The following is a 25,151-nucleotide window of genomic DNA, read 5'->3' as shown; positions in this document are numbered from 1 at the left end:
GCGATGCCGGTTGCACGTTCAACTGTCGAGGAGCCCGCGGGCCCCTCCTCGTCGCCTCCACGTCCTGCCCCCGACCGAGAGGTACGCGTGTCAGCCAGGCTAGAAGCCGAACACCTGCACAAGGTGTTCGGCAGACGACCCGACCAGGCAGTCGAACGGCTCCGTGAAGGAGCCGACCGGGAGGAGCTGCGCGCCGACGGCACCACCGCCGCCGTGATCGACGCCTCCTTCTCCGTCGCGCCAGGGGAGATCTTCGTCGTCATGGGCCTGTCCGGCTCCGGCAAGTCCACCCTCCTGCGCATGCTCAACGGACTCCTGGAGCCCACCGCGGGCCGCGTCCTCTTCGACGGCCAGGACCTCACCGCGCTCAGCGACCGCGAACTCCGCGAGGTCCGCGCCCGCAAGATCAGCATGGTCTTCCAGCACTTCGCGCTCTTCCCGCACCGCAGCGTCCGCGAGAACGCCGCCTACGGTCTCGAAGTGCAGGGCGTGCCCCGCGCCGAGCGCGAGCGCCGCGCCGGCGAGGCGCTCGCCCTGTGCGGCCTGGCCGGCTGGGAGGACTCGTGGCCCGACGAGCTGTCCGGCGGCATGCAGCAGCGCGTCGGCCTGGCCCGCGCGCTCGCCACCGACGCCGATCTGCTCCTCATGGACGAGTCGTTCAGCGCGCTCGACCCGCTGATCCGCCGTGACATGCAGGACCAACTCCTCGAACTCCAGAAGTCGTTGAAGAAGACCATCGTCTTCATCACCCACGACCTCAACGAGGCCATGCGCCTGGGCGACCGCATCGCCGTCATGCGCGACGGCCGCATCGTCCAGACCGGCACCGCCGAGGACATCCTGCTGCGCCCCGCCAACGACTACGTCGCCTCCTTCATCCAGGACGTCGACCGCTCCCGGGTGCTGACCGCGAACTCCGTCATGGACACCGGTGTCGACGGCCACGAGGCCGACTGCGACTGCGCGACCGCCACCCCGGACACCCCCTTCACCGACCTGTGCGCCATCAGCGCCCGCCTCACCCACCCGGTCGCGGTGGTCGACGCGGCGGACGAGGTCGTGGGAGTCGTACCGCAGGAACGTCTCGTCGCGTTCCTCGGCGGGGACGTCGCGGAAGAGGTGACCGCCGGTGCCTAGGCTCCCGCTCGGCGACTGGGTCGACTCCGGTGTCGACTGGCTCCTCGCCCACATGTCCTGGCTCTTCGACGCGATCAAGACGGTCGTCGAGGGCATGTACGACGGCATCAACGCGGTCCTCACCGCCCCCCAGCCCCTTCTCCTCGCGGGCATCCTGGCCGTGATCGCCTGGTGGCTGCGCGGACTGGTCGCGGGTGTCCTGGCCTTCGCCGGGTTCCTGCTCATCGACTCGCTCGACCTCTGGGACCGGGCCATGTCGACCCTGGCCCTGGTGCTCGTCGCGACCGTCATCGCGCTGGTGATCTCGATCCCGCTGGGCATCTGGGCGGCCCGCTCCAAGACGGTCAGCGCGATCGTACGGCCCGCTCTCGACCTGCTCCAGACGATGCCGTCGATGGTCCTGCTGATCCCGGCGATCCTCTTCTTCGGCCTCGGCACCTCCGCCGGCGTGATCGCCACGCTGATCTTCGCGCTCGCCCCCGGCGTCCGCATGACCGAGCTGGGCATCCGCCAGGTCGACGCCGAACTCGTCGAGGCGGCCGAGGCGTTCGGCACCTCACCGCGCGACACCCTGCTCCGGGTCCAGCTGCCGCTGGCGCTCCCGACGATCATGGCGGGCATCAACCAGGTCATCATGCTGGGCCTGTCGATGGTCGTCATCGCCGGCATGGTCGGCACCGGCGGCCTCGGTGGCGCCGTGAACGAGGCCATCGGCCAGCTCGACATCGGCTTCGGCTTCGAGGCGGGCGTCGGCATCGTCGTCCTCGCCATCTACCTCGACCGCATGACCAGCGCGCTCGGCACCCAGATCTCCCCGCTCGGCCGCAGGGCCGCCGCCAAGGCCCGCGCGTCCGACGGCGCCAAGCTCTGGAACTACCGCCCGCGCCCCGCGTTCGCCGTGATCGGCGTGGTGGTCCTCGCCCTGGTGGCGAGCGGCATCGGCGTCTTCGGCTCGTCCTCCGACTCGACGGCGACCGCCGCCGACGACATCGGCAAGGGCAAGAACATCACCATCGGCTACATCCCCTGGGACGAGGGCATCGCCTCCACCTTCCTCTGGAAGGAGATCCTGGAGGAGCGCGGCTACAAGGTGACCACCACCCAGTACGCGGCGGGCCCGCTCTACACCGGCCTCGCCACCGGCCAGGTCGACTTCCAGACCGACTCCTGGCTGCCCACCACGCACGCCGAGTACTGGAAGAAGTACGGCAAGCAGCTCGACGACCTCGGCAGCTGGTACGGCTCGACGTCCCTGGAGCTGACCGTCCCGTCGTACGTGAAGGACGTCAACACCCTCGCGGACCTCAAGACCCACGCCTCCGAGTTCGGCGGCAAGATCACCGGCATCGAACCGAGCGCCGGAATGATGGGCCTCCTGAAGGACAAGGTCCTCAAGGAGTACGGCCTCCAGGGCTCCTACGACGTCGTCGACGGCTCCACCCCGGCGATGCTGGCCGAACTGAAGCGGGCGTACGCCAAGCAGCAGCCGATCCTCGTCACGCTCTGGTCGCCGCACTGGGCGTACAGCGACTTCAAGCTGAAGAAGCTCAAGGACCCGAAGGGCGCCTGGGGCAAGGGCGACGGCGTGCACACGCTGACGCGCAAGGGCTTCGCCGACGACAACCCCGACGTCGGCACGTGGCTGAAGGACTTCAGGATGTCCGAGGCCCAGCTCACCGGGCTGGAGGCGCAGATCCAGAAGTCCGGCAAGGGCGGGGAGCAGGACGCCGTCCGCACCTGGCTGAAGGGGCAGCCGGGTCTCGTCGACCGGTTGGCCCCGGTCGCGGAGAACCAGAAGAGCTGACAGAGCCAGGCGGCCGGGTGACCTGACGGCACCGGCCGCCGTCCAGAGGTGGGCCCCACCGCACGTTCCCCCCTTCGTGCGGCGGGGCCCACCTTTTCGTGCCGTCCCGGTACGAAAAGGATCCGGCCAACCACACAGCGCTACGAAGCCCCCTCGTTCAGGCCCTGAGTGGGGGCGGGAACACCGGCGGCGGCGCGCGCATTGAACACTAGAGACGAACTCCCGCGCGGATCGGGGGTCACCGGACCCCCGCGCACTGGCCAGAACTGTGAGGTCCGATCGCACGCTGTGTGACACGGATGTGACAGGCGCATGAAACGGTTTGCCGAACATGCGTAGGGTGCAGAGAACTCATCGGAGCACGCTTCAGAAACCGCATCGGAGCGACGAGCCAAGGAGGGAGCCGGAGCGATGGGCGACCACAAAGAACAGCCCCTTCGGGTAGGCGCGGCCGTACGGCGGCGCCGCCGCGCGCTGTCCCTGACCCTCGCCGCCGTGGCCGAACGCAGCGGTCTCTCGGTGCCTTTTCTGAGCCAGGTGGAGAACGAACGGGCCCGCCCGAGCCGCAGCTCCCTGGAGAAGGTGGCCGACGCCCTGCGCACCACCGCCGTCGAACTCCTCGCCGCCGCCGACCCCGCGTGCAGTGTCGACGTCGTCCGCGCGGAGGAGCCGGAGCCGGCCGAACCCCGGATGCGTTCCCTGGTACGGGGTCACCACCAGCTGCACGCCTCGGAGTTCACCGGCGACCATGACGCGGGGCGTGAATTCCAGCACCGCAACGACGAGTTGATGTACGTCGCGGACGGCGCCGTCGAGATCGAGGCGGAGGGCCGCGCGTACCGCCTCGTACGCGGCGACACCATGTACCTCACCGGAGGCGTCCGCCACCGCTGGCGCGCGACCGTGCCGGACACCCGGGTGGTCGTCGTCGCGGTGGCCGAACACATCGAGGCGGTCCAGGACCGCCAGCGCTGATGCGCGTCGTCTCCCTCGTCCCGTCGCTCACCGAGGCGATCGCCGTGTCCCTGCCGGGAGTCGTGGTCGGCGCGACGGACTGGTGCAGCCATCCGCCGGACCTCGACGTCACCCGCGTCGGCGGCACCAAGAACCCGAAACTCGACCCGATCCTCGCGCTGGCACCCGATGTGGTGATCGCCAACGAGGAGGAGAACCGCGCACCGGACCTGACCGCCCTGCGCGAGGCGGGAGTTGAGGTCCTCGTCACCGAGGTGCGGGACGTCCCGCAGGCCTTCGCGGAACTCGCCCGGGTCCTCGACGCCTGCGGAGCGCCGTCCCGCCCGCGCTGGCTGGACCGGGCGGAGCAGGCGTGGGTCCACCTGCCGGAGCCGGAACGCCGTACCACCGCCGTCGTCCCGGTCTGGCGCCGTCCCTGGATGGTCCTGGGCCGGGACACCTTCGCGGGCGACGTGCTCTCCCGGCTGGGCGTGGACCACGCGTACGCGACCCACGCCGAGCGCTATCCGCGCGCCACGCTCGACGAACTGCGCTCCACGGCACCGGACGTGGTGGTCCTCCCGGACGAGCCCTACCGCTTCACGGCGGACGACGGGCCGGAGGCCTTCACCGGCCTGCCCTGCGCGCTCGTCAGCGGCAGGCACCTCACGTGGTACGGGCCGTCGCTGGGCGAAGCGCCACGGGTGCTGGGCGCGGCCCTGCGAGCAGCGCGCCGCTGAGCAGGCCCCGGGCCGTCTGTACGGCGGCGGTGGCCCAGGCGGCGACCAGGACGCCGTAGAGGACCAGTGCGAGCCCGTCGTAGACGGCCAGGCCGGTGTGGCGGGCCAGGGACTCGGCGCCGGTGACGCAGGTGCCGACCGGGAAGGTGAACGCCCACCAGGTCATCGTGAAGCGCATGCCGTGGCGGCGGGCGCGGACGACGTGGGCGGTGGCGAGGCCGAGCCAGAGCAGGGCGAAGCCCATGACGGGGACGCCGTAGAGGACGGCGAGGAGGCTGAAGCCCTGGGCGACGGCGGGTGGTACGACACCGGGGGCGAAGTCCGCGAACTTGCCCACGGCGGTGGTGGATTGGCCCAGCGGGCCCAGGACCAGGAACAGCGTCGGGGTGAGCGCGAGGGGCAGCGGGCCGCCGGTGACGAGCCGGGCGAAGACCAGCGGCAGCATCAGCAGGGTCGCCAGCAGGCTCAGCCCGAACATCGCGAAGCACGCCAGCAGCAGGGTCTCCCGTGTCTGCCCGGCCGGGAGGTGCGGCACCAGCAGCGGGCCGAGGGCCGCGGACACCATGGGCGCGACGACGGGCAGCAGCCACACCGGGGTCGCCTGCGCCGGGTGCACGTGATGCCGGGCGGCCATCAGGTACGGGACGGCGACGGCCGCCGTGAGCCCGATGAGCGTCCCGGCGCCGAAGAGCACGGCGTCGAGCGCGACCGCCGCCCCGACCCCGATCCAGTCCTGGCCGACGACCAGGGTGCCGCCGCCCACCGCCAGCAGGGCCATCGCGAGGCAGCCGTAGAAGGGGGCCATCGTCGGGTCGAGGAGGTGGGCGCGGGCCTGGTCGCGGTGGCGGGTCCAGTGCAGGGTCCGGGCGGCGAGCAGGGCCGCCAGCATTGCGAGGGAGAGGGCCCAGACGGCGGTGCAGGCCGTGCGCAGTCCCGGGAGGTGTCCGGGGAGCCCGGCACCGGCCGTGGCGACGATGGCGGTGCCCATGACGGAGGCGTACCAGTTGGGTCCGAGATGACGTACGGCGGTGACCATGCGTCCACCGTCTCGCCGATGGGGAGGTGCGACCAGGGAGTATCTGTCTATGGGGACATAAACTGGATTTATGAGCAGCAGTGAGGCGGATGAGCAGCGGGAGGGGTCCATAGCGCACCGGGTGCCGGATCTGGGGGCGCTGGAGCTGTTGCTCGCGGTGGCCCGGCTCGGGAGCCTCGGCGGCGCGGCCCGCGAACTGGGGATCACCCAGCCGGCCGCCAGCAGCCGCATCCGCTCCATGGAACGGCAGCTGGGCGTCGCCCTGGTCGACCGTTCACCGCGCGGCTCCCGACTGACGGACGCCGGTGCCCTGGTCACGGACTGGGCCCGCCGGGTCGTGGAGGCCGCCGCCGCCTTCGACGCGGGCGCCCAGGCGCTACGGCACCGCCGCGACTCCCGGCTCCGGGTCGCCGCCAGCATGACCATCGCCGAGTACCTGCTCCCCGGCTGGCTCCTCGCCCTGCACACCCAACGCCCGGACACCGCGGTCTCGTTGCTGGCCGGGAACTCGACGACGGTCGCGGAACGGCTTTTGTCGGACGAGGCGGACCTCGGCTTCGTGGAGGGGCTGTCCGTGCCCCCGGGACTGGACTCCACGGTGATCGCCCATGACCGGCTGATCGTCGTGACGGCCCCGACCCATCCGTGGGCCCGGCGTCAACGCCCGGTACCGGCCGAGGAGTTGGCATCGACGCCGTTGATCCTGCGGGAGAAGGGATCGGGGACACGGCAGGTGCTGGACGCGGCCCTGGGCGGTCTGGCCCGTCCGCTCATCGAGCTGTCGTCCACCACGGCGGTCAAGGCGTCGGCGGTGAGCGGGGCGGGGCCGGCGGTGCTGAGTGAACTGGCCGTGGGGGAGGAGCTGTCGATGCGGAGGCTGGTGCGCATCCCGGTCGAAGGGGTCACTCTCGCCCGGGACTTGAGAGCGGTGTGGCCCACGGGGCATCGGCCGACGGGCCCGGCGCGGGAACTGCTGTCGCTGACGCGGGGCTAGGACCTGTCCGACGGGCTTGCGCGGCCGCTTCCACGAGCGCCCGCATCACCCGCAGGTCCGTCCCCATCTCGGGATGCCACTGCACCCCCAGCACCCAGTCGGCGGAGGGGAGTTCGACGGCCTCCGGGGTGCCGTCCCCGGCCAAGGCCGACACCGTCAGGCCCGCGCCCAGGCGGTCCACGCACTGGTGGTGGAACGTCGGGACCGAGGTCTCCTCCGGCACCGCCGCCGCGTACAGGGTGCCCGGGACCGGCTTGACCGGGTGGTGGCCGAAGACGCCCGGGGTCTCCGCGTGGCCGTCGATGTGCTGGACGAGGGTGCCGCCCACGGCGACGTTCAGCAGCTGCATCCCCCGGCAGATGCCCAGCAGCGGCACCCCCGCCGTCAACGCGGCCTCGATCAGGGCGAGTTCCCAGGCGTCACGGGCGGCGGCGGGCGGGCCGGTGCGGGGGTCGCGCTCCGCGCCGTAGCGGATCGGTTCGACGTCCGGGCCGCCGGCGATCACCAGGCCGTCGAGGCGGGCGACGGTCGCGGCGGCCTGTTCGGGGGAGTCGGGGGGCAGCATCACGGCGAGGCCGCCCGCGCGCTGGACGAGACGCGGGTAGCCGGCCGGCAGCAGGGCCGCCTCCAGCTCCCAGGTGCCCCATCGTGCCCCGGCCTCCAGATACGTGCTGATGCCGATCAGCGGTCTGCCCGCCATGCACCCCTCCGACGTGACGCGAATTGAATGGACTCCGTGGAAACCATTGAACTACCCCGCTGGTCAGGGGGTCATGCGAGGAACCCCCGCAGCAGCGCCGCCGTCCCCGCGCAGTGCTCCCGCATCATCTCCCGCGCCCCGTCCGCGTCCCCGTCGAGGACCGCCTCGACCAGCGCGATGTGCTGGCGCTGCGAGTGCTCCAGGTTGCGCACGAGGAGGGGGATGCAGTCGAGGAGGTCGTTCACCGTGGCCCGGACCGCCGCGTACTGCGCGGTCAGGGTCGGCGAACCGCACAGCTCGGCCAGGGTCAGGTGCAGCAGGGTGTCCAGGCGGCGGTAGTCGGCGAGCGGGGCGTCGTGCGTGCGGGCCAGGGCGTCGCGCAGCCGTCCCGCCTGGTCGCCGTCCAGGCCGTGGGTCGCGCACAGGCCGGTCGCGCCGACCTCCAGCACCTCGCGGAAGCGCAGCACGTCCTCGATGTCGACGGCGCTGATCCGCCGCCGCAGTTCGTCCTCGCCGCCCGCGTCCGACTTCGGCAGCACGAACGTTCCGCCGTAGCGTCCGCGCCGCGACTCCACGAGCCCCTGGTCCTGAAGTACCTTCAGAACCTCGCGCAGCGTCACCCGACTGATCCCGAGCCGCTCGGCCAGTTCCCGCTCGGCCGGCAGCCGCTCGCCCCCCGGCACCAGCCCGAGCCGCACCACCTGGAGGATCTGTTCCAGCGCCTCCTCGAATCCGTTGCCCGCCCGCACCGGCCGCAGTACCGGGGTCAACCGGTCCTCAAGGCCGTCCTCCGCTTCCAGCGACATAGGGCGGCACCCCCTTCCCAAGCAATGGTTCTCCGCAATACCTTATGGCTTCCGGCTGACCGTAGAAGCCGAAGGAGGCTTTCCCGTGGCAGACCGCACACCCCCACTGAGCGTCGAGGACCTGCGACGCCTCGTCAGCAGTGGTGAGATCGACACTGTCGTCCTCGCCTTCCCCGACATGCAAGGGCGGTTGCAGGGCAAGCGGTTCGCCGCCCGCTTCTTTCTCGACGACGTCCTCGCGCACGGCACCGAGGGCTGCAACTACCTCCTCGCCGTCGACACCGAGATGAACACGGTCGACGGCTACGCCATGTCCTCCTGGGAACGTGGTTACGGCGACTTCGCCATGCACCCGGACCTGTCCACCCTCCGCCGTGTGCCCTGGAACGCCGGCACCGCCCTGCTGATCGCCGACCTCGCCTGGAACGACGGGTCGCCGGTGGTCGCCGCACCCCGCCAGATCCTGCGCCGCCAGCTGGAGCGCCTCGCCGAGCACGGTTTCACCGCGCAGGTCGGTACGGAGCTGGAGTTCATCGTGTTCAAGGACACGTACGAACAGGCCTGGGACGCCAACTACCGCGGGCTCACTCCGGCCAACCAGTACAACATCGACTACTCCGTCCTGGGCACCGGCCGCATCGAGCCGCTGCTGCGCCGGATCCGCAACGAAATGGCCGTCGCCGGACTCACCGTCGAGTCCGCCAAGGGCGAGTGCAACCCCGGCCAGCACGAGATCGCCTTCCGCTACGACGACGCCCTCGTCACCTGCGACCAGCACGCCGTCTACAAGACCGGCGCCAAGGAGATCGCCTCCCAGGAGGGCGTCTCGCTGACCTTCATGGCGAAGTACAACGAACGCGAGGGCAACTCCTGCCACATCCACCTCTCGCTCGCCGACGCCGACGGCGGCAACGCCATGGCCGGGGACGGCGAGGGCGGCATGTCGGAGGTCATGCGGTACTTCCTCGCCGGACAACTCGCCGCGCTCCGCGACTTCTCGCTGCTCTACGCCCCGAACATCAACTCCTACAAGCGGTTCCAGCCGGGCTCGTTCGCGCCCACCGCCGTCGCCTGGGGCTACGACAACCGCACCTGTGCCCTCCGCGTCGTCGGCCACGGCCGCTCGATGCGTTTCGAGAACCGGCTGCCCGGCGGGGACGTGAACCCCCACCTGGCGGTGGCGGGCCTGGTCGCGGCCGGGCTCTACGGCATCGAGCGGAAGCTGGAGCTGCCGGAGGGCTGCGCGGGCAACGCCTACAGCGCCGAGTACGCGCACGTCCCCACCAACCTCCGCGAGGCCGCCGAGCTGTGGGAGAACAGCCCGATCGCCAAGGCCGCCTTCGGCGACGAGGTCGTCGCGCACTACCGCAACATGGCCCGCGTCGAACTGGAGGCCTTCGACGCAGCCGTCACCGACTGGGAGCTGCGCCGCTCCTTCGAACGTCTGTGACGACCGCTCCGCCCGCCGACGACCGTCTGTGAGGACACCCTTGCCTGCCGAGCACCCGCTGCACGTACTCAACCCCGCCACCGAGGAGGTCGTCGCCACCGTCCCCGCCGCCACCGCGGCCGACGTGGACACCGCCGTCGTCCGCGCCGCGCGGGCCCAGGCGAAGTGGGCCGCGCTGCCGCCCGCCGACCGGGCCCGGCTGCTGCGCCGCTTCGCGACCGCCGTCGACGAACACCTGGAAGAACTGGCCCAGTTGGAGGTGCGCGAGGCCGGTCATACGGTCGGCAACGCCCGCTGGGAGGCCGGCAACGTCCGAGATCTCCTCGACTACGCGGCCGGGGGAGTAGAGCGGCTGACGGGTCGTCAGATCCCGGTCGCGGGCGGCCTCGACCTCACGATCCTCGAACCGCTGGGCGTGGTGGGCGTGATCGCGCCCTGGAACTTCCCGATGCCGATCGCCGCCTGGGGCACCGCCCCCGCCCTCGCGGCCGGCAACGCGGTCATCCTCAAACCGGCCGAGACGACCCCGCTGACCGCGCTCCGGCTGGCCGAACTCGCCCTGGAGGCGGGCCTTCCCGAGGATCTCTTCCAGGTCCTCCCCGGCCATGGCCCGGTCACGGGCAGCGCGCTCGTCGAACACCCCGGCGTCGCGAAGATCGTGTTCACCGGGTCGACGACCGTGGGCAAGCAGGTGCTGGCGAAGGGCTCGGCGCTCCTCAAGCGCGTCACCCTCGAACTCGGCGGCAAGAGCCCCAACATCGTCTTCGCCGACGCCGACATCGAGGCCGCCGCGGCAGCCGCCCCCATGTCGTTCCTCGACAACTCCGGCCAGGACTGCTGCGCCCGCACCCGCATCCTCGTCCAACGCACCGCGTACGACCGCTTCCTGGAGCTGCTCGCCCCCGCGATCGAGGCGGTCACGGTCGGCGACCCGGCCGACGAGACCACCGACATGGGCCCGCTGATCTCCAAGTCCCAGCTGGAGCGCGTCCGTTCGTACGTCACGGACGACCTGGGCGGCATCCGGGGCAAGGCGCCCGAGGGCCCCGGCTTCTGGTTCCCGCCGACCGTCCTCACGGGCGTCGACCCGCACGCACGCGTGGCTGTCGAGGAGGTCTTCGGCCCCGTCGCCGTGGTCCTCCCCTTCGAGGACGAGGCGGAGGCGGTCGCGCTCGCCAACGCCACCGACTACGGCCTCTCCGGCTCCATCTGGACCCGGGACGTCGGCCGCGCGCTGCGCGTCTCGCAGGCGGTCCGGGCGGGCAACCTGTCCGTCAACTCCCATTCCAGCGTCCGGTACTGGACCCCGTTCGGCGGCTTCAAGCAGTCCGGCATCGGCCGCGAACTGGGCCCGGACGCGCTCACCGCCTTCACCGAAACCAAGAACGTCTTCATCAGCACGGAGGGCCCCGCACAGTGACTGCTCAGGAGAACATCTGCCGCCGGCTCGTCGGCCGGACGGCCGTCATCACCGGCGCCGGCAGCGGCATCGGTCTCGCCACCGCGCGCCGGCTCGCCTCCGAGGGCGCCCACGTCGTCTGCGGCGACATCGACGAGACCCACGGCAAGGCGGCGGCCGACGAGGTCGGCGGGCTGTTCGTGAAGGTCGACGTCACCGACCCCGAGCAGGTCGAGGCGCTCTTCAAGGCGGCCTACGACACCTACGGCAGCGTCGACATCGCCTTCAACAACGCGGGCATCTCACCGCCCGACGACGACTCCATCCTCGACACCGGCCTGGAGGCCTGGAAGCGCGTCCAGGACGTCAACCTCACCTCCGTGTACCTGTGCTGCAAGGCCGCCATCCCGTACATGCGCCGCCAGGGCAGGGGCTCCATCATCAACACCGCGTCCTTCGTGGCCCGGATGGGCGCGGCGACCTCCCAGATCTCGTACACGGCGTCCAAGGGCGGTGTCCTCGCCATGTCCCGTGAACTGGGCGTGCAGTTCGCCCGCGAGGGCATCCGCGTCAACGCGCTGTGCCCGGGCCCCGTCAACACCCCTCTCCTTCAGGAGCTGTTCGCGAAGGACCCCGAGCGGGCCGCGCGCCGCCTGGTGCACATCCCGGTCGGCCGCTTCGCCGAGGCGACCGAGATCGCCGCCGCCGTCGCCTTCCTGGCCAGCGACGACTCGTCCTTCGTCAACGCCGCCGACTTCCTGGTGGACGGCGGCATCTCGGGCGCGTACGTCACGCCTCTGTAGGGACAAACCGGTACGGTCCACGTCGTATGCGACACCTTCTCGTGTGGACCCTGGCAGCGGTCGCCGCCCTGGCGACCGCGCCGACCGCCCCCGCCCCGACCACGATCCACCCGGACTGCCCACAGCTGACGACGAGTTGGTACGGCGACGACCGCGTCCGCCTCCAGCGGGTGATCTGTACGGCGAGGGGCGGCCACCCGGTCGCCGTCTTCGACTGGGACAACACGGTCACCAAGAACGACGTCACCGACGCCACCCTCGCCTGGGCCCTGAGACACGACAAACTGCTCCGCCCCGCCCACTGGACCGACACCAGCGAGTGGCTGACGCCCGCGGCGGACCGGGCGCTGACCGAGGCGTGCGGCACCGCTGTACCGCCCGGCACGCCCCTCCCCACCGCCACCCACCCGCGCTGCACGGACGAGATCGCCGGAATCCGCGAGACCGGCACCACGACCAGCGGCGCCCCCGCCTTCGCCGGCACCTGGAACCACCGCCGCACGGTCCCGCAGTACGCCTGGGTCCCCCAGCTCTTCACCGGCCGCACCCCGGCAGAGCTCGCGTCCTACGCCGGAGCGGCCCGCGGCGAGGCACTGGCGGCCCCGGTGGGCGCGACCCAGCTCCTCGGCACCCACCAGGTCCCGGCCTACGTCCGCTACTACGACCAGCAACGCGACCTGATCCACACCCTCCGACGCGCCGGATTCGACGTCTACATCGTCTCGGCCGGCGCCGAACCCATCACGGAGGTCTGGTCGAAGGGCCTCGGCATCGACGCACACCACACCATCGCGATCCGCTCCCTCCTCGACACCCGAGGCCGCATCACCCCGTGGAACACGGGCTGCGGCGACACCCCGCCCACCCGCGGCGAGGCGATCCCGTACATCGACGGCAAACGCTGCTGGATCAACCAGGAGATCTACGGCATCCAGGGCAACACGGCCTGGCAGCGGGCGAGTTGGCGGCACCGACCGGTGATCGCGGGCGGCGACGCCGACACCGACGTGACGTTCGTCGGGGACGCGACCGGCGCGCATCTCGTCGTCAACCGGAACAGGAGCGAGCTGATGTGCCGGGCGTACGACGACGCCGACGGCCGCTGGGTGGTCACCCCGATGTTCATCGACCCGCTCCCGCGCAGACGGGACCCCTACCCGTGCTCGACGACGGCGTACACCGCCCCGGACGGGACGGCGAAACCCCTTCTGCGGAGGGACGGTTCACCGGTGCCGGACCAACTGGACAGGGTCTACTGACAGTTGGCGGCACCGGTCGGCCTCCCGGCCGCTACAGGAAGGTGTGGCCCTCGCCCCGGTAGGTCGGGACGGCCGACGTCACCGTGTCGCCCTCGATCAGGTGCAACGTGTCGAACCGCTCGCACAGTTCACCGGCCTTGGCGTGCCGGAACCACACCTTGTCGCCGATGAGCAGATCGTCGGCGGGCGACCCGAGCAGCGGCGTCTGGACCTCGCCGGGCCCCTCCTGGGGGTCGTAGCGCAGGCCCTCCGGGAGGTAGGGCACCGGGAGGCGGTCGGGGCCGGGGGCGCCGGAGGCGGGGTAGCCCCCGCCGAGGACGGTGACGACGCCGACACCGGGGCGTCGTACGACGGGCATGGCGAAGAGGGCGGCCGGACGGCCGGTGAACGACGTGTAGTTGTCGAACAGGCGCGGCACGTACAGCCCGGAACCGGCCGCGATCTCGGTGACGGCGTCCTCGGCGGCGGTGTGCTGGACACTGCCGGTGCCGCCGCCGTTGACGAACTCCAGGTCGGGCACGACCGCCCTGACGGCGCGCACCACTTCGGCCCGGCGCTCGGCGAGTTCGCGCTTCGCGGTGGCCTGCATCAGCCGGATGGCGCGGGAGCGGAAGGGCCGCCCCGCGACGGAGTCGCCGACCCCGGCGATGTGCCCCTCGTAGGCCATGATCCCGACGACCTTGAAGCCGGGGCGGCGGTTCACCGTGCGGGCGATGTCGGCGAGTTGGGCGGGGGAGCGCAGCGGGGAGCGGAGCGCGCCGACGCGGATACGGCCGCCGAGCATCCGCAGCGCGGTGTCCAACTCCAGGCAGACACGTACGACTTCACGTCCGCCGTCGCGGGCGTCGTCGATGAGCTTGAGCTGCGCCGGGTCGTCGATCATCACGGTGACGGCGGCGGCGAGCTTGGGGTCGTTGGCCAGTTCGCCGAAGGCGGCGCGGTCGGCGGAGGGGTAGGCGAGGAGGACGTCGTCGAAACCGGAGCGGGCGAGCCACAGCGACTCGGCGAGCGTGAAGGACATCAGGCCCGCGAAGCCGTCCCTGGCGAGGACGCGTTCCAGGAGCGTTCGACAGCGGACGGACTTGCTCGCGACGCGGACCGGCTTGCCGCCGGCCCGGCGGACGAGATCGTCCGCGTTGGCATCGAAGGCGTCCAGGTCGACGATCGCGACGGGGGCGTCGAGGTGGGCAGTGGCCCGGTCGTAACGGGCCCGGTCGGCGGCGCGCGCAGTCATGGACGCAGCCTGCCAGACAGGATTACCGCAGGGTAGGGGGACGTTCCGGGCAGATGCCCCGGGCGCGTGGACTGGTTCCCGTCCGAGCGGGGGCAACCCGTAGAGTGACGCGCACGCACGGAGGAACGCCGCCGGTCGTTCGACCGCGCCCGGGATGGCGGTCCGCCGAGGCGGGTATGCGTTGCCGGGGACGATTTTCGTGGGCGTGCCGGTGAGAGCGGGGAGGACACCCGTCCGTATACAAGCAGGGGCAGGAGTACGGCGGCCCGCATACGGACGAACGGTGGCCCGGGTATGAGGGAACGGGGGGTGCATGAGCACGGGAGCGCGACGTGCACCTGAATCGCCGGGGGGCATGGCTTGGCGGGGGCCGGTTGATCCGCTGCATCCGACGGTCTCCCCGGACCCGGTGAACTCCCTGGACCCGGCGGCCTCGGTGAACTCGGTGGACTCGGCGGGCGAGATGGATTCGGCGAACGTGACTGATGCGGCGGGGCGGCCCGGGTCCGATGGGGCGATGGCGACGGGCGAGGGCTCGGACCGGCCGGGTTCCGGTTTCGCGGCGACGGCGGGGGTCTCGGGGGCTTCCTGGACCGCGGGGGCTTCGCAGAGTTCGGGCGCTGAGCCCGAGGGGACTTCGGGTTCCGTTTCCGGGGCGGACCTGAGAGCCGGTACGGGTCCGGCTTCCGGGCCGGCCCCGGGCTTCTTTTCGAGGACGGGTTCGAGAGACGTCCCGGGGGCAGTCTCCGGTCCGGCTTCGGCTGCGGCCTCGGGTTCCGCTTCGGGGGCTGTTCCTGGTCCGGTATCGGGTTCAGCCTGGGGGCCGGCGGCGGGCGGTACTCCGGGCTCGGGTGAGTCGGGGACGCCCGCTGCGCAGGGCACGGGGAATCGGTCGGGTGGCTCGAACAGGGCTGCTACGACAGGTACTTCGGGTCGTTCGGGTACTTCGAGCGCGTGGGACGCGTGGAGCGCGCCGGGGATGCCCAGCACATCGACGAACGGTGCGGCGTCGGAGCGGCGGCGTACGGGGGGTGCCCATGCGAGTGGGCGGCGTGGAACGGGGGACGCGCGGCCGGGTGAGGGTGCCGGTGCGGTGGGTCCCGGCGGCTCGGGTTCTGGGCGGGAGCCGTTCGAGACGGGGGCGGGTTCCGGTACGGAGTCGGTGGGGAGTCGCGGCGACGGGTCGGGTTCGGGTTGGTGGGACGGCGGCAACGGGAGGCGTACGGCTCCGCAGAACGGGGGGTCCGATGCGCGGGTGGTGACCCGGGACAACGGTCCTGACGGTCGCGGGGTGTCGCCGGGTGACGGTCCTGACGGTCGCGGTGTGCCGCCACGTGACGGGTCCGATGCGCGAACGGTGTCTCCGGGGCATGGGCCTGATGGGCGCGCTGGATCTCCGGGTGGAGGCTTCGAAGGTCGCCCGGTGTCCTCCAACGACGTTTCCGGGGACCGGAGTTCGCCTCAGAGCAACGGTGCCGATGTTCGCGACGGGGTCGGCTTCGATGCGCGGGGTGGTTCGGGTTCCGGGCAGGGTTCCTCCGACGACCGGCCGCGCTTTCCCGGCCTTCGGCCCTTCTCGCCCCGAGCCATGGACCCCGAGAGCCCGCCCCCGCCTCCGGCCTCGGCACGCTTCCCGGACGCCCCGCCCGCGCCCGGCGGTGCCACGCGCCACGTGAACTCCGGCGTAACCACACCGGGTCCCGTCCCGCCCCGTCCGCGACACCGCCCCATGGCGGCGGCACACGGTGACCAGGCTTCCGGGGAAACGGGTTCGGAAACGGCCACCTCCTACCGCCCGCCCGCGTCGACGAGCCCGGACACCCCGGCCCGCCCTGCGAACGGGGCACCAGGCCAAGCGCCCGACCGCCCGGACCAGGATCCACCCCGTTCGGCGACACCCCCTGGCTCCGAGGGCGAGCCCCCGCGCCGCCCGTCCGAGCCGAGGCGCTACATCCCGACCCGCCCGGGAACATCTCGCGACGCCGCGAACGAGGGGCCACGTCAGGGCCAGGACTCGACTCCCTCGACGCTGCCTCCCGCCCCGACTGCTCCGCCGCGGCCCGCAGGCGAGGCCCCTGGCCAGTCGCCCGACCGGCTTCGCCATGCCCCGGAGCGCCCGGAGACACCTCCCGGGCAGGCCACCCCGCCGCGCCCTGGCGGAGAGGTCCCACGTCAGCCGTCAGACCGGCAGAGCCAGGTCCCCGACCGCCCGGTATCGCCTCCCGGCTCCACCACTCCACCCCGTCCGGAGGCTGATGCTCCCGGCCGTCCCGAGGCGGAGGCCCCGGGCCAGGCATCCGTCCGACCTGGCCAGGACTCGGCCCGCTCATCGATGCCTCCTGGACCGGCCGGCCGGCCGCGCCCGGAGGGAGAGACCGCCTACCAGCCGACCGCCGGGCAGAGCCGTATCCCCGACCGCCCGGTGACGCCTCCCGCCACCCCACCCCTCCCGGAGGGCGAGGCCCCGGGCCAGGTGTCCGATCGGTCGCGGCGGAACGCGGCTGGCGAAGTCGCGTCCCCGCCTTACGCTCCGGCGGTTCCACCGCACTCCGGGGGCGAGGCCCCGGGCCAGGTGTCCGACCGGTTGCGGCGGAACGCGGCTGGCGAAGTCACGTCCCCGCCTTACGCTCCGGCGGTTCCACCGCACTCCGGGGGCGAGGCCCCGGGCCAGGTGTCCGACCGGTCGCGCCAGAACGCGGCTGGCGAAGTCACGCCCCCGCCCCCCGCCCCGGTCGCTCCACCGCACTCCGAGGGTGAAACCCCGAGTCAGTCGTCCGGCTCGCAGCGCTATGTGCCGACCCGGCCGGGGACGTCTCGGGGTGTGGTCGCCCCGGCGCGCCCCGACGGCGAAGCCCCCGGTCAGGCGTCCGACTCGCCACGCTACGTTCCGACCCGTCCGGGGACTTCCCGTGGCCCGGTCACTCCGCCGCGTGTCGACGGCGAAAGTCCCGCCCAGCCGTCCGACGCGCACCACCCCACTGCCACCCGCCCGGCGATGCCCCCCTCCGCCCCCGACTCCCTCTGGCGAGGCGAATCGTTCACGGACCCCACAGGCGGCGCGCCCACGCGTGGTGCGTGGTCGCCCTCCGGTGCCGGTGCGCCCTACCCCGCCGACCCCCGGCCGACCGACGCGCCCCCCGCCACCGGACCCACCGCGTCCGGCCCCGCCACCGCCACGCACGGCTCCACCGTCGAAGACACCCGCGCCTGGTCACCGGCCGCTCCCGGCAAGCCAGTTGGACCTGCCTCCGACCACGCCGACACCCGCGCCTGGTCACCGGCCGCGCCCAGCAAGCCGGTTGGTTCTGCCTCCGACCACGCCGATCCGCCCGCCTGGTCACCGGCCGCGCCCAGCAGCACGGTTGGGTCCACCGTCGACGGCACGGGCGCGCGGTCGTCCTCCACCCCGACCCGGCCCACCGTCGAAGACACCCGCGCCTGGTCACCGGCCGCCCCCGGCAAGCCGGTTGGCCCCGCCTCAACCGACCCCACCCCCACCCCCGACCCCTCCCTCTCCTGGACCGCCCCCGTACCCCCCGACGACGGCCGTCCGCTCGTGTCGTTCGGTGTGCCCGAGGGATACGACGAGCGGGTGCGGCCGCGGCCGCTCGGGGTGCGGATACGGACGCGTACCGCCGTTGTCGCCGCCTGTGTCGTGCTCGGTGTCGGGCTCATCGGCGGTGCGGTGACCGGGAGTTGGCTCACCGGGGAGGACGGGGCGGACAGTGCGGTGAGTGCCTTTGTCACCGCGGGGGAGTTGTGGCACAGCATGCCGGTCGATCAGCTGTTTCCGCCGACCGTGCAGGGGCAGGGGGCCGGCCCCGGCGGTGCCGACCGGACCTGGACCCGGATCGCCGTGGCGCCGGACAGCGGGTGTGCGAACGCCTTCGACCCGCTGCTGAGCAACGTCCTCGCTCCCGTCGGCTGCCAGAGGCTGCTGCGCGCCACCTACACCGACGCCACCCAGAGCTACGTCACCACCGTCGGCATCCTCTTCACCAAGGCCGACATGACGGCGACGACCGCCCTCTCCACCCGCTTCAAGAACGAGAACCTCGCCAACCGCACCGACCTCATGCCCCGCCCGTACGCCGCGAAAGGCACCCTCGCCGCCGGCTTCGGCGACAAGCAGCGCGCCTCGTGGACCGTCTCCGTGCTGACCGACGCCCCCGTCGTCGTCTACGCCGTATCCGGCTGGGCGGACGGCCGCAAGGTCGACGTACCGGAGCCCGCGGACGAAGCGGTCACGTCCGGCGGTACGACCGCGCCCGCCCAGGCCGGTCTCGGCAACGAGGCGCAGGGGCTCGCCGACCGGGTCGAGCGGAGTCTGCGCAGGACCGTCGACTCGCCCTCGGGGACCTCCGAGACCTCGGACACCTCACAGAGCTCGGAGAAGAAGACCTCATGAGCGTCACGTCCCGCCGGGGCGGGCTGGTGAGCGTGGCCCTCGCCGCCTCGCTGGCCCTCGTACCCTCCACCGTCGCGCACGCCGACGGCATACGTGACCAGGAATGGGCCCTGGACGCCATGCACACCCAGGAGGCCTGGCAGACCACCAAGGGCAAGGGCATCACCGTCGCCGTCCTGGACACCGGCGTCGAGGCCGACCACCCCGACCTCACCGGCAACGTCCTCGCGGGCAGGGACATGGTCGGCTTCGGGGCCAGGCCGGGCGACCGCGCCTGGGCCCGGCACGGCACCGCGATGGCCGGCATCATCGCAGGGCACGGCCACGGCCCCGGCGACACCGACGGCATCATCGGCATCGCTCCCGAGGCCAAGATCCTCCCGGTCCGCGTGATCCTGGAGGACGGCGACTCCGCGCGAGGCAAGGCCCGTACCACCCGGGGCAACGCCCTTGCGGACGGCATCCGTTGGGCCGCCGACCACGGCGCCGACGTCATCAACCTCTCCCTCGGCGACGACTCCGCCTCCGCGCACCCCGAGCCCGCCGAGGACGAGGCCGTGCAGTACGCCCTGAAGAAGGGCGTCGCCGTCGTCGCCTCGGCCGGCAACGGCGGCGAGAAGGGCGACCACGTCTCCTACCCGGCCGCCTACCCGGGCGTGATCGCCGCGACCGCCGTGGACCGCTTCGGCACCCGCGCCTCCTTCTCCACCCGCCGCTGGTACGCCACGGTCAGCGCCCCCGGCGTCAACGTCGTCATCGCCGACCCCGACCACAAGTACTACGAGGGGTGGGGGACCAGCGCCGCGTCCGCCTTCGTCTCAGGGGCCGTCGCGCTCATCAAGGCCGCCCACCCGGGGCTGGCCCCGGCCCAGATCAAGAAGGTCCTGGAGGACACGGCGCGCAACCCCCCGGTCGGCGGCCGTGACGACTCCCGCGGCTTCGGCTTCATCGACCCCGCCGCCGCCATCAAGGCCGCAGCCCGTCTCAAGCCGACGAGCCTGCGCTCGGTCGCCTACGGCAAGAAGTACTTCGGCCCGGGCCCGGAGGCCGCCAAGAGCGGCAGCGACACCTCCGACTGGGCGGGACCCCTCGCCGGCAGCGTCGGCGGAGTCCTGCTCGTCGCCGCCGTCGTCCTCTGGCGCGGGCGGCGCCGCCACGAGACCTTCTGAACTCCCGGAGAGCACGAGGTCTTCCGAACTCCCGGGCAGGCGTGGTCAGTCGGTCGCTGTCGTTGTCGCTGTCGCCGAAGCCGACGCGGCAGAATCCGCGCTCTCGGCGAACGCGGCGACCCCCGCCTTCGCCGCGGCCTCGATCAGCGTGATGCCCTTGGCCTGGGTCGTGCTGCCGTTGGACAGCACGGCGACCAGGTACGCGTCGCCGTCCGTCCCCGTCACCCGCCCGATGCTGTTGACGTCCCACAGTCCGGTCGTGCTGCGCGCCAACCACCCGTTCTTCAGCGCCCACTTGGAGCCGTCGGCCGCCGCGGAGACCCCCCACTGCTGATCGGCCTCTATCTCCTTCATCAGACCCTGGATGTACGACTGCGAGGCCGCGCCCAGCTTCGAGTCCTCGCCGAACACCTGCTGGAGCAGGGTGAGTTGATCCGCCGCCGTGGTCTGGGTCAGGCCCCAGAGCGGGCCGGCGCCCCCCGCGGTGCCCGTCAGCCCGAACGTCCTGTTCGCCGCGTCGAGCCCGTCCGCCGTGCCGATGATGTTCCACAGCGCCGTCGCGGAGTCGTTGTCACTGTTCTGGATCATCGCGGTGGCGTACGACTTCTCCGTCGCGGTCAGCGCCCGGCCCGCGTCCTGCGCCTGGAGCAGCAGCGTCGCCAGGATGTCGACCTTGACGATGCTCGCCGTGTCGAAGGCGCCGTCGCCGTACGCGGCGCTCTCGCCCGAGGTCAGGTCGAGCACCGCCACCGACACCTTCTGCTCGCCGGCCGGAGTCACCGACTTCATCGCCTTCGCCAGCAGCGCGTCGTAGTCGACCGTCGGCCGCGTCACAGGTTCCACCGTCGCCTCCCCGCTCCCGGACGCCGAGGCCGAGGCCGACGGCGCCGCCGTCGACGATACGGCGCCGGAGTGCGCGTGTGCCTTCACGTACACGGTCCCCGCCGCCGTGACGCCCACGACCGCCACGGTGGCGAGGGCGAGATAGGGGAGCCGACGGCGCCGGGAGGGACGCGCGCGGTGGGTTCGGCGGGCGACTCTGGAAGACTCCATGCCCGCGATGCTGCTGGCGGTGACTGTGTGAGACGTGAGGCAAAAGTTAGATGTCTGTCAACTGTGTCTGAGAAAGGTGTGAAACCCGTGTCCACCGCGTTTCAGGGCCCGCACAAGCCCTGAAGCATCCCCCCGATAGGGTCGGTGACCGTGGCGAACAAGAACATTCCCGACTCCGGCTACTCCGACGACGACGGCACGGCCGACCCCGGGCTGAGCGCGGCACTCGCCGCCTGGGCCGAGGACCGCACCGCCGTAGGACCCGTCCTGGAGGCTCTGAAGGGCGCCCGGCTGCTGGTGCCCGTGGTCGCCGTGCTCGGTGAGGTCGAGGAGGACGAGAACGGGCTGCGCCGCGAGAAGACCAGCGACATGGCCGTGCCCACGCTCAAGGCCGGCGGCCGCACCGCGCTGCCCGCCTTCACGTCCACCGAGTCGCTGACCCGCTGGGACCCGGCGGCCCGCCCCGTGGCCGTACCGCTGCACCAGGCGTTGCAGGCCGCCGCGCACGAGAAGGCGGACACGGTGGTGCTCGACATGGCGGGGCCGGTGCCCTTCGAGCTGTCGGGGCCCGTGCTGCTGGCCCTCGCCGAGGGACGCACCAGCGCCGACCCGCTCACCGACCCGGAGGTCGTGGCGGCCGTACGTTCCGTGGTCGCCGGTGTGGGCGCGGTCCAGCGGGCCTACCTCGGCCCCGGCCGCGCCGACGGCACCCTCGCGCTGGTCTTCGAGCCCGCCGTGCCGCACGACGCCGGCCTGCACGCGGTCGCCCGCCGCCTGGTCGCCGACGAGACGCTGAGGGCCCGCCTGGTGCACGGCCTCGACCTGGCGGTACTGCCGGCCGGGACGACGCCTCCGGGCGAGCCCTTGTTCGTACGTACGGGGTGAGCCACCGGTCGTGAACCGGTGTACGGGGAGGACCGGTGTACGGGGAGGGACTAGCCGTAGATCGGGCCCGTGTACTTCTCGCCCGGGCCCTGGCCCGGCTCGTCGCGGACGAGGGACGCCTCGCGGAAGGCGAGCTGGAGGGACTTCAGGCCGTCGCGCAGCGGGGCCGCGTGGAACGAGCTGATCTCGGTCGCGCTCGCGTCGAGCAGCCCGGCCAGGGCGGTGACCAGCTTGCGGGCCTCGTCCAGGTCCTTGTACTTGTCGCCCTCGTCGGTCAGACCGAGCTTCACGGCGGCGGCGCTCATCAGATTGACGGCGACCGTCACGATCACCTCGACCGCCGGGACCTCCGCGATGTCGCGGGCCATGGCGTCGAAGTCGGGGGAGTCGGCGTTGACGGACTCGGGAGGCGTGTCACTCATGCCCACACGATAGGCCCCGGTGTACGGCGGTTAGCACCACCCCCGGGGAGCTGCTAACCTTGTGTGATGACCGGCCAGGCACTGTGGTGCCCGGCCAACAAGTGGAGGCTCCGATCTCCCACCTGACCGTCCTCACGGACGGCGGGTCACCCCGGTCAGGCGGTCACCATCGTTCCGTACGGACGATGGAGTCGCCCGAAAGCGCGCCCCGCGATCATCGCGGCGGTGCTCCGGCAGTGTTTTGGAGCCCCGTCTTGTGATCGTCCGGGGCATTTTTTGTGTTCCGGCGCGGTTAGGTCTGTCTACCAAAGACAAACGCGGCCGTCCGCCAGATGGCCGTGTGGTGCTAACCGAGGAGGATCCATCAGCACCGAGCCCCGTATCAACGACCGGATTCGCGTTCCCGAAGTGCGACTTGTCGGTCCGAGCGGCGAGCAGGTCGGAATTGTTCCGCTTGCCAAGGCCCTTGAGCTTGCGCAGGAGTACGACCTGGACCTGGTCGAGGTTGCGGCGAGTGCACGTCCGCCGGTCTGCAAGCTCATGGACTACGGGAAGTTCAAGTACGAGTCGGCCATGAAGGCCCGTGAGGCGCGCAAGAACCAGGCGCACACGGTCATCAAGGAAATGAAGCTCCGGCCGAAGATCGACCCGCACGACTATGACACCAAGAAGGGTCACGTCGTCCGGTTCCTGAAGCAGGGCGACAAGGTCAAGATCACGATCATGTTCCGTGGTCGCGAGCAGTCCAGGCCGGAACTCGGCTACCGACTGCTTCAGCGTCTCGCGGAGGACGTGGCCGACCTCGGGTTCGTCGAGTCGAACCCGAAGCAGGACGGCCGGAACATGATCATGGTGCTCGGCCCGCACAAGAAGAAGACCGAGGCGATGGCCGAGGCCCGTGAGGCCCAGGCCGCCCGCAAGGCGGAAGCGAAGGCCAACCCAGGCAAGTCGCAGAACGCCGCGGAGTCCGACTTCGACGACGAGAACCTCGCCGAGGGAGACGTCGAAGAGGCCGAGACCGCCGAGGCCCCGGCCGAGGCTCGCGCCGACGCCTGATCCCAGGACGCCAGTCCGGGGAAGTAACCGATACAAGAGCGACGCTCCACCTGTGCCCGGTTTCACGACCGGGCACCGGAGCGCCACCGACGAGGAGATACGGCGCTATGCCGAAGAACAAGTCGCACAGCGGTGCCAGCAAGCGCTTCAAGATCACCGGCTCCGGCAAGGTGCTCCGCGAGCGTGCCGGCAAGCGCCACCTGCTCGAGCACAAGTCGTCCCGTGTGACGCGTCGCCTCACCGGCAACGCCGAGATGGCCCCGGGCGACGCCAAGAAGATCAAGAAGCTTCTCGGCAAGTGACGTACGCGGCGCTCCCGTCGAGCGCCGTACGTCTGGACCGGGACCCCATCGATTCCGGGCCGTGTGAGTCCAACCACGGCCCCGCTACAAGGAGTTAAACAAGTGGCACGCGTCAAGCGGGCAGTCAACGCCCACAAGAAGCGCCGGGCGATCCTCGAAGCCGCCTCCGGCTACCGCGGTCAGCGTTCGCGCCTGTACCGCAAGGCCAAGGAGCAGGTCACCCACTCGCTGGTCTACAACTACAACGACCGCAAGAAGCGCAAGGGCGACTTCCGTCGGCTGTGGATCCAGCGCATCAACGCCGCTGCCCGCGCCAACGGCATCACGTACAACCGCTTCATCCAGGGTCTGAACGCGGCCAACATCGAGGTCGACCGCAAGATCCTCGCCGAGCTGGCCGTCAACGACGCCGGTGCGTTCGCCGCGCTGGTCGAGGTCGCGCAGAAGGCTCTGCCCAGCGATGTGAACGCGCCCAAGGCCGCGTGACGCTGCGCCGGCTTGAGCGGTGACTTGAAGGACCCGCAGGTTTTTAGCCTGCGGGTCCTTTGTTGCTGGGGTGGCCCGGTTCGTTGTCGGGTGCGGGTCGTATGTGGCCGGTCGCGCAGTTCCTCGCGCCCCTGAAAGGAACACGGTCGGCCTGAGATGGAAGGTGAAGCGGAGTATGTCCCCGAACGGTCCCGAGCTGATCTCCCCTCGCTCCCCCCGCGTCGCCGCTGCCCGGCGGCTCGAGCGGCGGAACTTCCGGAGCAAGGAGCGGCTGTTCCTGGCCGAGGGGCCGCAGGCCGTGCGGGAGGCGGCGGGGTACAAGGACACGCTCGTCGAGCTGTTCGCGACGGTCGAGGCCGCGGAGCGGTACGCCGACATCGTCGGTGAGGCCCGTGCCGCCGGTGCCCGGGTGCATCTCGCGGACGAGCAGGTCATCGCCGACATCTCCACGACGGTCACTCCGCAGGGGCTGGTCGGGGTCTGCCGGTTCCTCGACACTCCGTTCGAGGAGATCATCGAGGGGCGGCCCAAGCTCGTGGCCGTGCTGGCGAACGTGCGGGACCCCGGGAACGCCGGGACCGTGCTGCGGTGTGCGGACGCCGCCGGCGCCGAGGCCGTCGTACTGACCGACGCTTCCGTGGATCTGTACAACCCGAAGGCCGTCCGGGCCTCCGTGGGGTCGCTCTTCCATCTGCCCGTCGCCGTGGGGGTGCCGGTGGAGCAGGCCGTGGCCGGGCTCAAGGGGATCGGGGTACGGATTCTCGCCGCCGACGGGGCCGGGACGGACGATCTCGACGACGAGCTGGACCAGGGGACGATGGGCGGGCCCACCGCCTGGGTGTTCGGGAACGAGGCGTGGGGGCTTCCGGAGGAGACCCGGGCGCTCGCGGACGCCGTTGTGCGGGTTCCGATCCACGGGAAGGCCGAAAGCCTGAACCTGGCCACCGCCGCCGCCGTATGTCTCTATGCGTCGGCGCGTGCACAGCGCGCCTCCGGAGGGTGCCGCTCTGTCACCGACAGCTAGTAGGGTGACCAGCTCGGGGGCCACCTGCGC

The 25,151-nt window shown here is 71.7% G+C and carries 21 protein-coding genes and 1 pseudogene; 16 read left to right on the top strand and 6 right to left on the bottom strand.

All coding sequences use genetic code 11. The features are described from left to right. The first annotated feature begins 87 nt into the window (after nt 1–87). The 4 genes from ACIRB1_RS19375 (at nt 88) to ACIRB1_RS19360 (ending at nt 4,635) form a co-directional block, all read left to right on the top strand. On the top strand, nt 88–1,137 hold the full coding sequence (locus tag ACIRB1_RS19375) for a glycine betaine/L-proline ABC transporter ATP-binding protein (RefSeq protein WP_352180309.1): 1,050 nt from the start codon (nt 88–90) through the stop codon (nt 1,135–1,137). Then, nucleotides 1,130–2,941, top strand: a complete 1,812-nt coding sequence (locus ACIRB1_RS19370) for an ABC transporter permease/substrate binding protein (RefSeq protein WP_403466347.1) — start codon at nt 1,130–1,132, stop codon at nt 2,939–2,941. Before ACIRB1_RS19375 ends, ACIRB1_RS19370 begins: the two co-directional genes overlap by 8 nt. 411 nt (nt 2,942–3,352) lie before the next feature. Beyond that, nucleotides 3,353–3,916, top strand: coding sequence for an XRE family transcriptional regulator (locus ACIRB1_RS19365; protein ID WP_352180311.1), 564 nt, complete (start codon nt 3,353–3,355; stop codon nt 3,914–3,916). Then, entirely contained in the window at nt 3,916–4,635 is a 720-nt protein-coding gene (locus ACIRB1_RS19360) for a helical backbone metal receptor (RefSeq protein ID WP_403466346.1), read from the top strand. The genes ACIRB1_RS19365 and ACIRB1_RS19360 overlap by 1 nt, the downstream gene beginning before the upstream one ends. Here ACIRB1_RS19360 and ACIRB1_RS19355 read toward each other — a convergent pair. Continuing rightward, on the bottom strand, nt 4,562–5,671 hold the full coding sequence (locus ACIRB1_RS19355) for a TDT family transporter (RefSeq protein WP_403466345.1): 1,110 nt from the start codon (nt 5,669–5,671) through the stop codon (nt 4,562–4,564). The two genes, ACIRB1_RS19360 and ACIRB1_RS19355, sit on opposite strands and share 74 nt — an antisense overlap. A gap of 70 nt (nt 5,672–5,741) precedes the next feature. Between ACIRB1_RS19355 and ACIRB1_RS19350 the strand changes: the two genes are divergently transcribed. Beyond that, entirely contained in the window at nt 5,742–6,665 is a 924-nt protein-coding gene (locus ACIRB1_RS19350; protein ID WP_403466344.1) for a LysR family transcriptional regulator, read from the top strand. On the opposite strand, the gene ACIRB1_RS19345 is transcribed toward ACIRB1_RS19350, so the two are convergent. Together ACIRB1_RS19345 and ACIRB1_RS19340 are read right to left on the bottom strand one after the other, a co-directional pair. Further along, on the bottom strand, nt 6,574–7,365 hold the full coding sequence (locus tag ACIRB1_RS19345; RefSeq protein WP_352180315.1) for a gamma-glutamyl-gamma-aminobutyrate hydrolase family protein: 792 nt from the start codon (nt 7,363–7,365) through the stop codon (nt 6,574–6,576). The two genes, ACIRB1_RS19350 and ACIRB1_RS19345, sit on opposite strands and share 92 nt — an antisense overlap. 71 nt (nt 7,366–7,436) lie before the next feature. Then, entirely contained in the window at nt 7,437–8,171 is a 735-nt protein-coding gene (locus ACIRB1_RS19340) for an FCD domain-containing protein (RefSeq protein ID WP_352180316.1), read from the bottom strand. 85 nt (nt 8,172–8,256) lie between these two features. On the opposite strand from ACIRB1_RS19340, the gene ACIRB1_RS19335 reads away from it, so the two are divergent. Genes ACIRB1_RS19335 through ACIRB1_RS19320 form a run of 4 tightly spaced genes read left to right on the top strand, consistent with a single transcriptional unit; the run spans nt 8,257 to nt 13,082 of the window. Next, nucleotides 8,257–9,621, top strand: a complete 1,365-nt coding sequence (locus tag ACIRB1_RS19335; RefSeq protein WP_352180317.1) for a glutamine synthetase family protein — start codon at nt 8,257–8,259, stop codon at nt 9,619–9,621. A 40-nt stretch (nt 9,622–9,661) separates the two neighbouring features. Next, nucleotides 9,662–11,041 carry an aldehyde dehydrogenase family protein gene (locus ACIRB1_RS19330; protein WP_403466343.1) on the top strand — a complete coding sequence of 460 codons (1,380 nt, stop codon included), beginning with the start codon at nt 9,662–9,664 and terminating at the stop codon, nt 11,039–11,041. Beyond that, nucleotides 11,038–11,823, top strand: a complete 786-nt coding sequence (locus ACIRB1_RS19325; RefSeq protein ID WP_266767065.1) for a 3-oxoacyl-ACP reductase — start codon at nt 11,038–11,040, stop codon at nt 11,821–11,823. The genes ACIRB1_RS19330 and ACIRB1_RS19325 overlap by 4 nt, the downstream gene beginning before the upstream one ends. A 26-nt stretch (nt 11,824–11,849) precedes the next feature. Next, on the top strand, nt 11,850–13,082 hold the full coding sequence (locus ACIRB1_RS19320) for a haloacid dehalogenase-like hydrolase (protein WP_403466342.1): 1,233 nt from the start codon (nt 11,850–11,852) through the stop codon (nt 13,080–13,082). 31 nt (nt 13,083–13,113) lie between these two features. Here ACIRB1_RS19320 and ACIRB1_RS19315 read toward each other — a convergent pair whose 3' ends face one another. After that, nucleotides 13,114–14,316 carry an amino acid deaminase/aldolase gene (locus ACIRB1_RS19315; protein ID WP_352180320.1) on the bottom strand — a complete coding sequence of 401 codons (1,203 nt, stop codon included), beginning with the start codon at nt 14,314–14,316 and terminating at the stop codon, nt 13,114–13,116. 2,995 nt (nt 14,317–17,311) lie between these two features. On the opposite strand from ACIRB1_RS19315, the gene ACIRB1_RS19310 reads away from it, so the two are divergent. Next, a complete protein-coding gene (locus ACIRB1_RS19310; protein WP_352180321.1) occupies nt 17,312–18,724 on the top strand; it encodes a hypothetical protein in 1,413 nt (470 codons plus the stop codon). After that, nucleotides 18,721–19,893, top strand: coding sequence for a type VII secretion-associated serine protease mycosin (gene mycP, locus ACIRB1_RS19305; protein WP_403466341.1), 1,173 nt, complete (start codon nt 18,721–18,723; stop codon nt 19,891–19,893). The genes ACIRB1_RS19310 and mycP overlap by 4 nt, the downstream gene beginning before the upstream one ends. 45 nt (nt 19,894–19,938) lie before the next feature. Here the strand turns inward: mycP and ACIRB1_RS19300 are convergent, their stop codons facing one another. Continuing rightward, entirely contained in the window at nt 19,939–20,946 is a 1,008-nt protein-coding gene (locus tag ACIRB1_RS19300) for a serine hydrolase (protein WP_403466340.1), read from the bottom strand. Nucleotides 20,947–21,096: 150 nt separating this feature from the next. Between ACIRB1_RS19300 and ACIRB1_RS19295 the strand changes: the two genes are divergently transcribed. Next, nucleotides 21,097–21,831, top strand: a complete 735-nt coding sequence (locus ACIRB1_RS19295; RefSeq protein ID WP_352180324.1) for an SseB family protein — start codon at nt 21,097–21,099, stop codon at nt 21,829–21,831. Between the two features lie 50 nt (nt 21,832–21,881). Here the strand turns inward: ACIRB1_RS19295 and ACIRB1_RS19290 are convergent, their stop codons facing one another. Beyond that, nucleotides 21,882–22,253: a DUF1844 domain-containing protein gene (locus ACIRB1_RS19290; RefSeq protein ID WP_352180325.1), complete on the bottom strand. Its 372-nt coding sequence runs from the start codon at nt 22,251–22,253 to the stop codon at nt 21,882–21,884. 338 nt (nt 22,254–22,591) lie between these two features. Here ACIRB1_RS19290 and infC point away from each other — a divergent pair. From infC to ACIRB1_RS19270, 4 genes and pseudogenes are all read left to right on the top strand, one after another. Continuing rightward, nucleotides 22,592–23,309 (top strand): annotated as a pseudogene (gene infC, locus ACIRB1_RS19285) (translation initiation factor IF-3). Nucleotides 23,310–23,416: 107 nt separating this feature from the next. Further along, nucleotides 23,417–23,611 (top strand): 50S ribosomal protein L35, encoded by a 195-nt coding sequence (gene rpmI / locus ACIRB1_RS19280; protein ID WP_019065473.1) that lies wholly within the window; start codon nt 23,417–23,419, stop codon nt 23,609–23,611. A gap of 102 nt (nt 23,612–23,713) precedes the next feature. Further along, entirely contained in the window at nt 23,714–24,097 is a 384-nt protein-coding gene (rplT, locus tag ACIRB1_RS19275) for a 50S ribosomal protein L20 (protein ID WP_019066261.1), read from the top strand. A 175-nt stretch (nt 24,098–24,272) separates the two neighbouring features. Next, nucleotides 24,273–25,121 (top strand): RNA methyltransferase, encoded by an 849-nt coding sequence (locus ACIRB1_RS19270; protein ID WP_352180326.1) that lies wholly within the window; start codon nt 24,273–24,275, stop codon nt 25,119–25,121. Nucleotides 25,122–25,151 lie beyond the last annotated feature (30 nt).

This window comes from Streptomyces sp. NPDC096013 (genome assembly GCF_044763565.1).
Lineage (GTDB): Bacteria > Actinomycetota > Actinomycetes > Streptomycetales > Streptomycetaceae > Streptomyces.
This window is presented reverse-complemented; position numbering and strand designations above follow the sequence as displayed.

Coding starts and splice junctions, on each gene's coding strand:
- ACIRB1_RS19365 (WP_352180311.1), top strand. CDS start 3,353: ATGGGCGACCACAAAGAACAGCCCCTTCGGGTAGGCGCGGCCGTACGG.
- ACIRB1_RS19360 (WP_403466346.1), top strand. CDS start 3,916: ATGCGCGTCGTCTCCCTCGTCCCGTCGCTCACCGAGGCGATCGCCGTG.
- ACIRB1_RS19355 (WP_403466345.1), bottom strand. CDS start 5,671: ATGGTCACCGCCGTACGTCATCTCGGACCCAACTGGTACGCCTCCGTC.
- ACIRB1_RS19350 (WP_403466344.1), top strand. CDS start 5,742: ATGAGCAGCAGTGAGGCGGATGAGCAGCGGGAGGGGTCCATAGCGCAC.
- ACIRB1_RS19345 (WP_352180315.1), bottom strand. CDS start 7,365: ATGGCGGGCAGACCGCTGATCGGCATCAGCACGTATCTGGAGGCCGGG.
- ACIRB1_RS19340 (WP_352180316.1), bottom strand. CDS start 8,171: ATGTCGCTGGAAGCGGAGGACGGCCTTGAGGACCGGTTGACCCCGGTA.
- ACIRB1_RS19320 (WP_403466342.1), top strand. CDS start 11,850: ATGCGACACCTTCTCGTGTGGACCCTGGCAGCGGTCGCCGCCCTGGCG.
- ACIRB1_RS19315 (WP_352180320.1), bottom strand. CDS start 14,316: ATGACTGCGCGCGCCGCCGACCGGGCCCGTTACGACCGGGCCACTGCC.
- ACIRB1_RS19310 (WP_352180321.1), top strand. CDS start 17,312: ATGCCCCCCTCCGCCCCCGACTCCCTCTGGCGAGGCGAATCGTTCACG.
- mycP (WP_403466341.1), top strand. CDS start 18,721: ATGAGCGTCACGTCCCGCCGGGGCGGGCTGGTGAGCGTGGCCCTCGCC.
- ACIRB1_RS19300 (WP_403466340.1), bottom strand. CDS start 20,946: ATGGAGTCTTCCAGAGTCGCCCGCCGAACCCACCGCGCGCGTCCCTCC.
- ACIRB1_RS19290 (WP_352180325.1), bottom strand. CDS start 22,253: ATGAGTGACACGCCTCCCGAGTCCGTCAACGCCGACTCCCCCGACTTC.
- rpmI (WP_019065473.1), top strand. CDS start 23,417: ATGCCGAAGAACAAGTCGCACAGCGGTGCCAGCAAGCGCTTCAAGATC.
- ACIRB1_RS19270 (WP_352180326.1), top strand. CDS start 24,273: ATGTCCCCGAACGGTCCCGAGCTGATCTCCCCTCGCTCCCCCCGCGTC.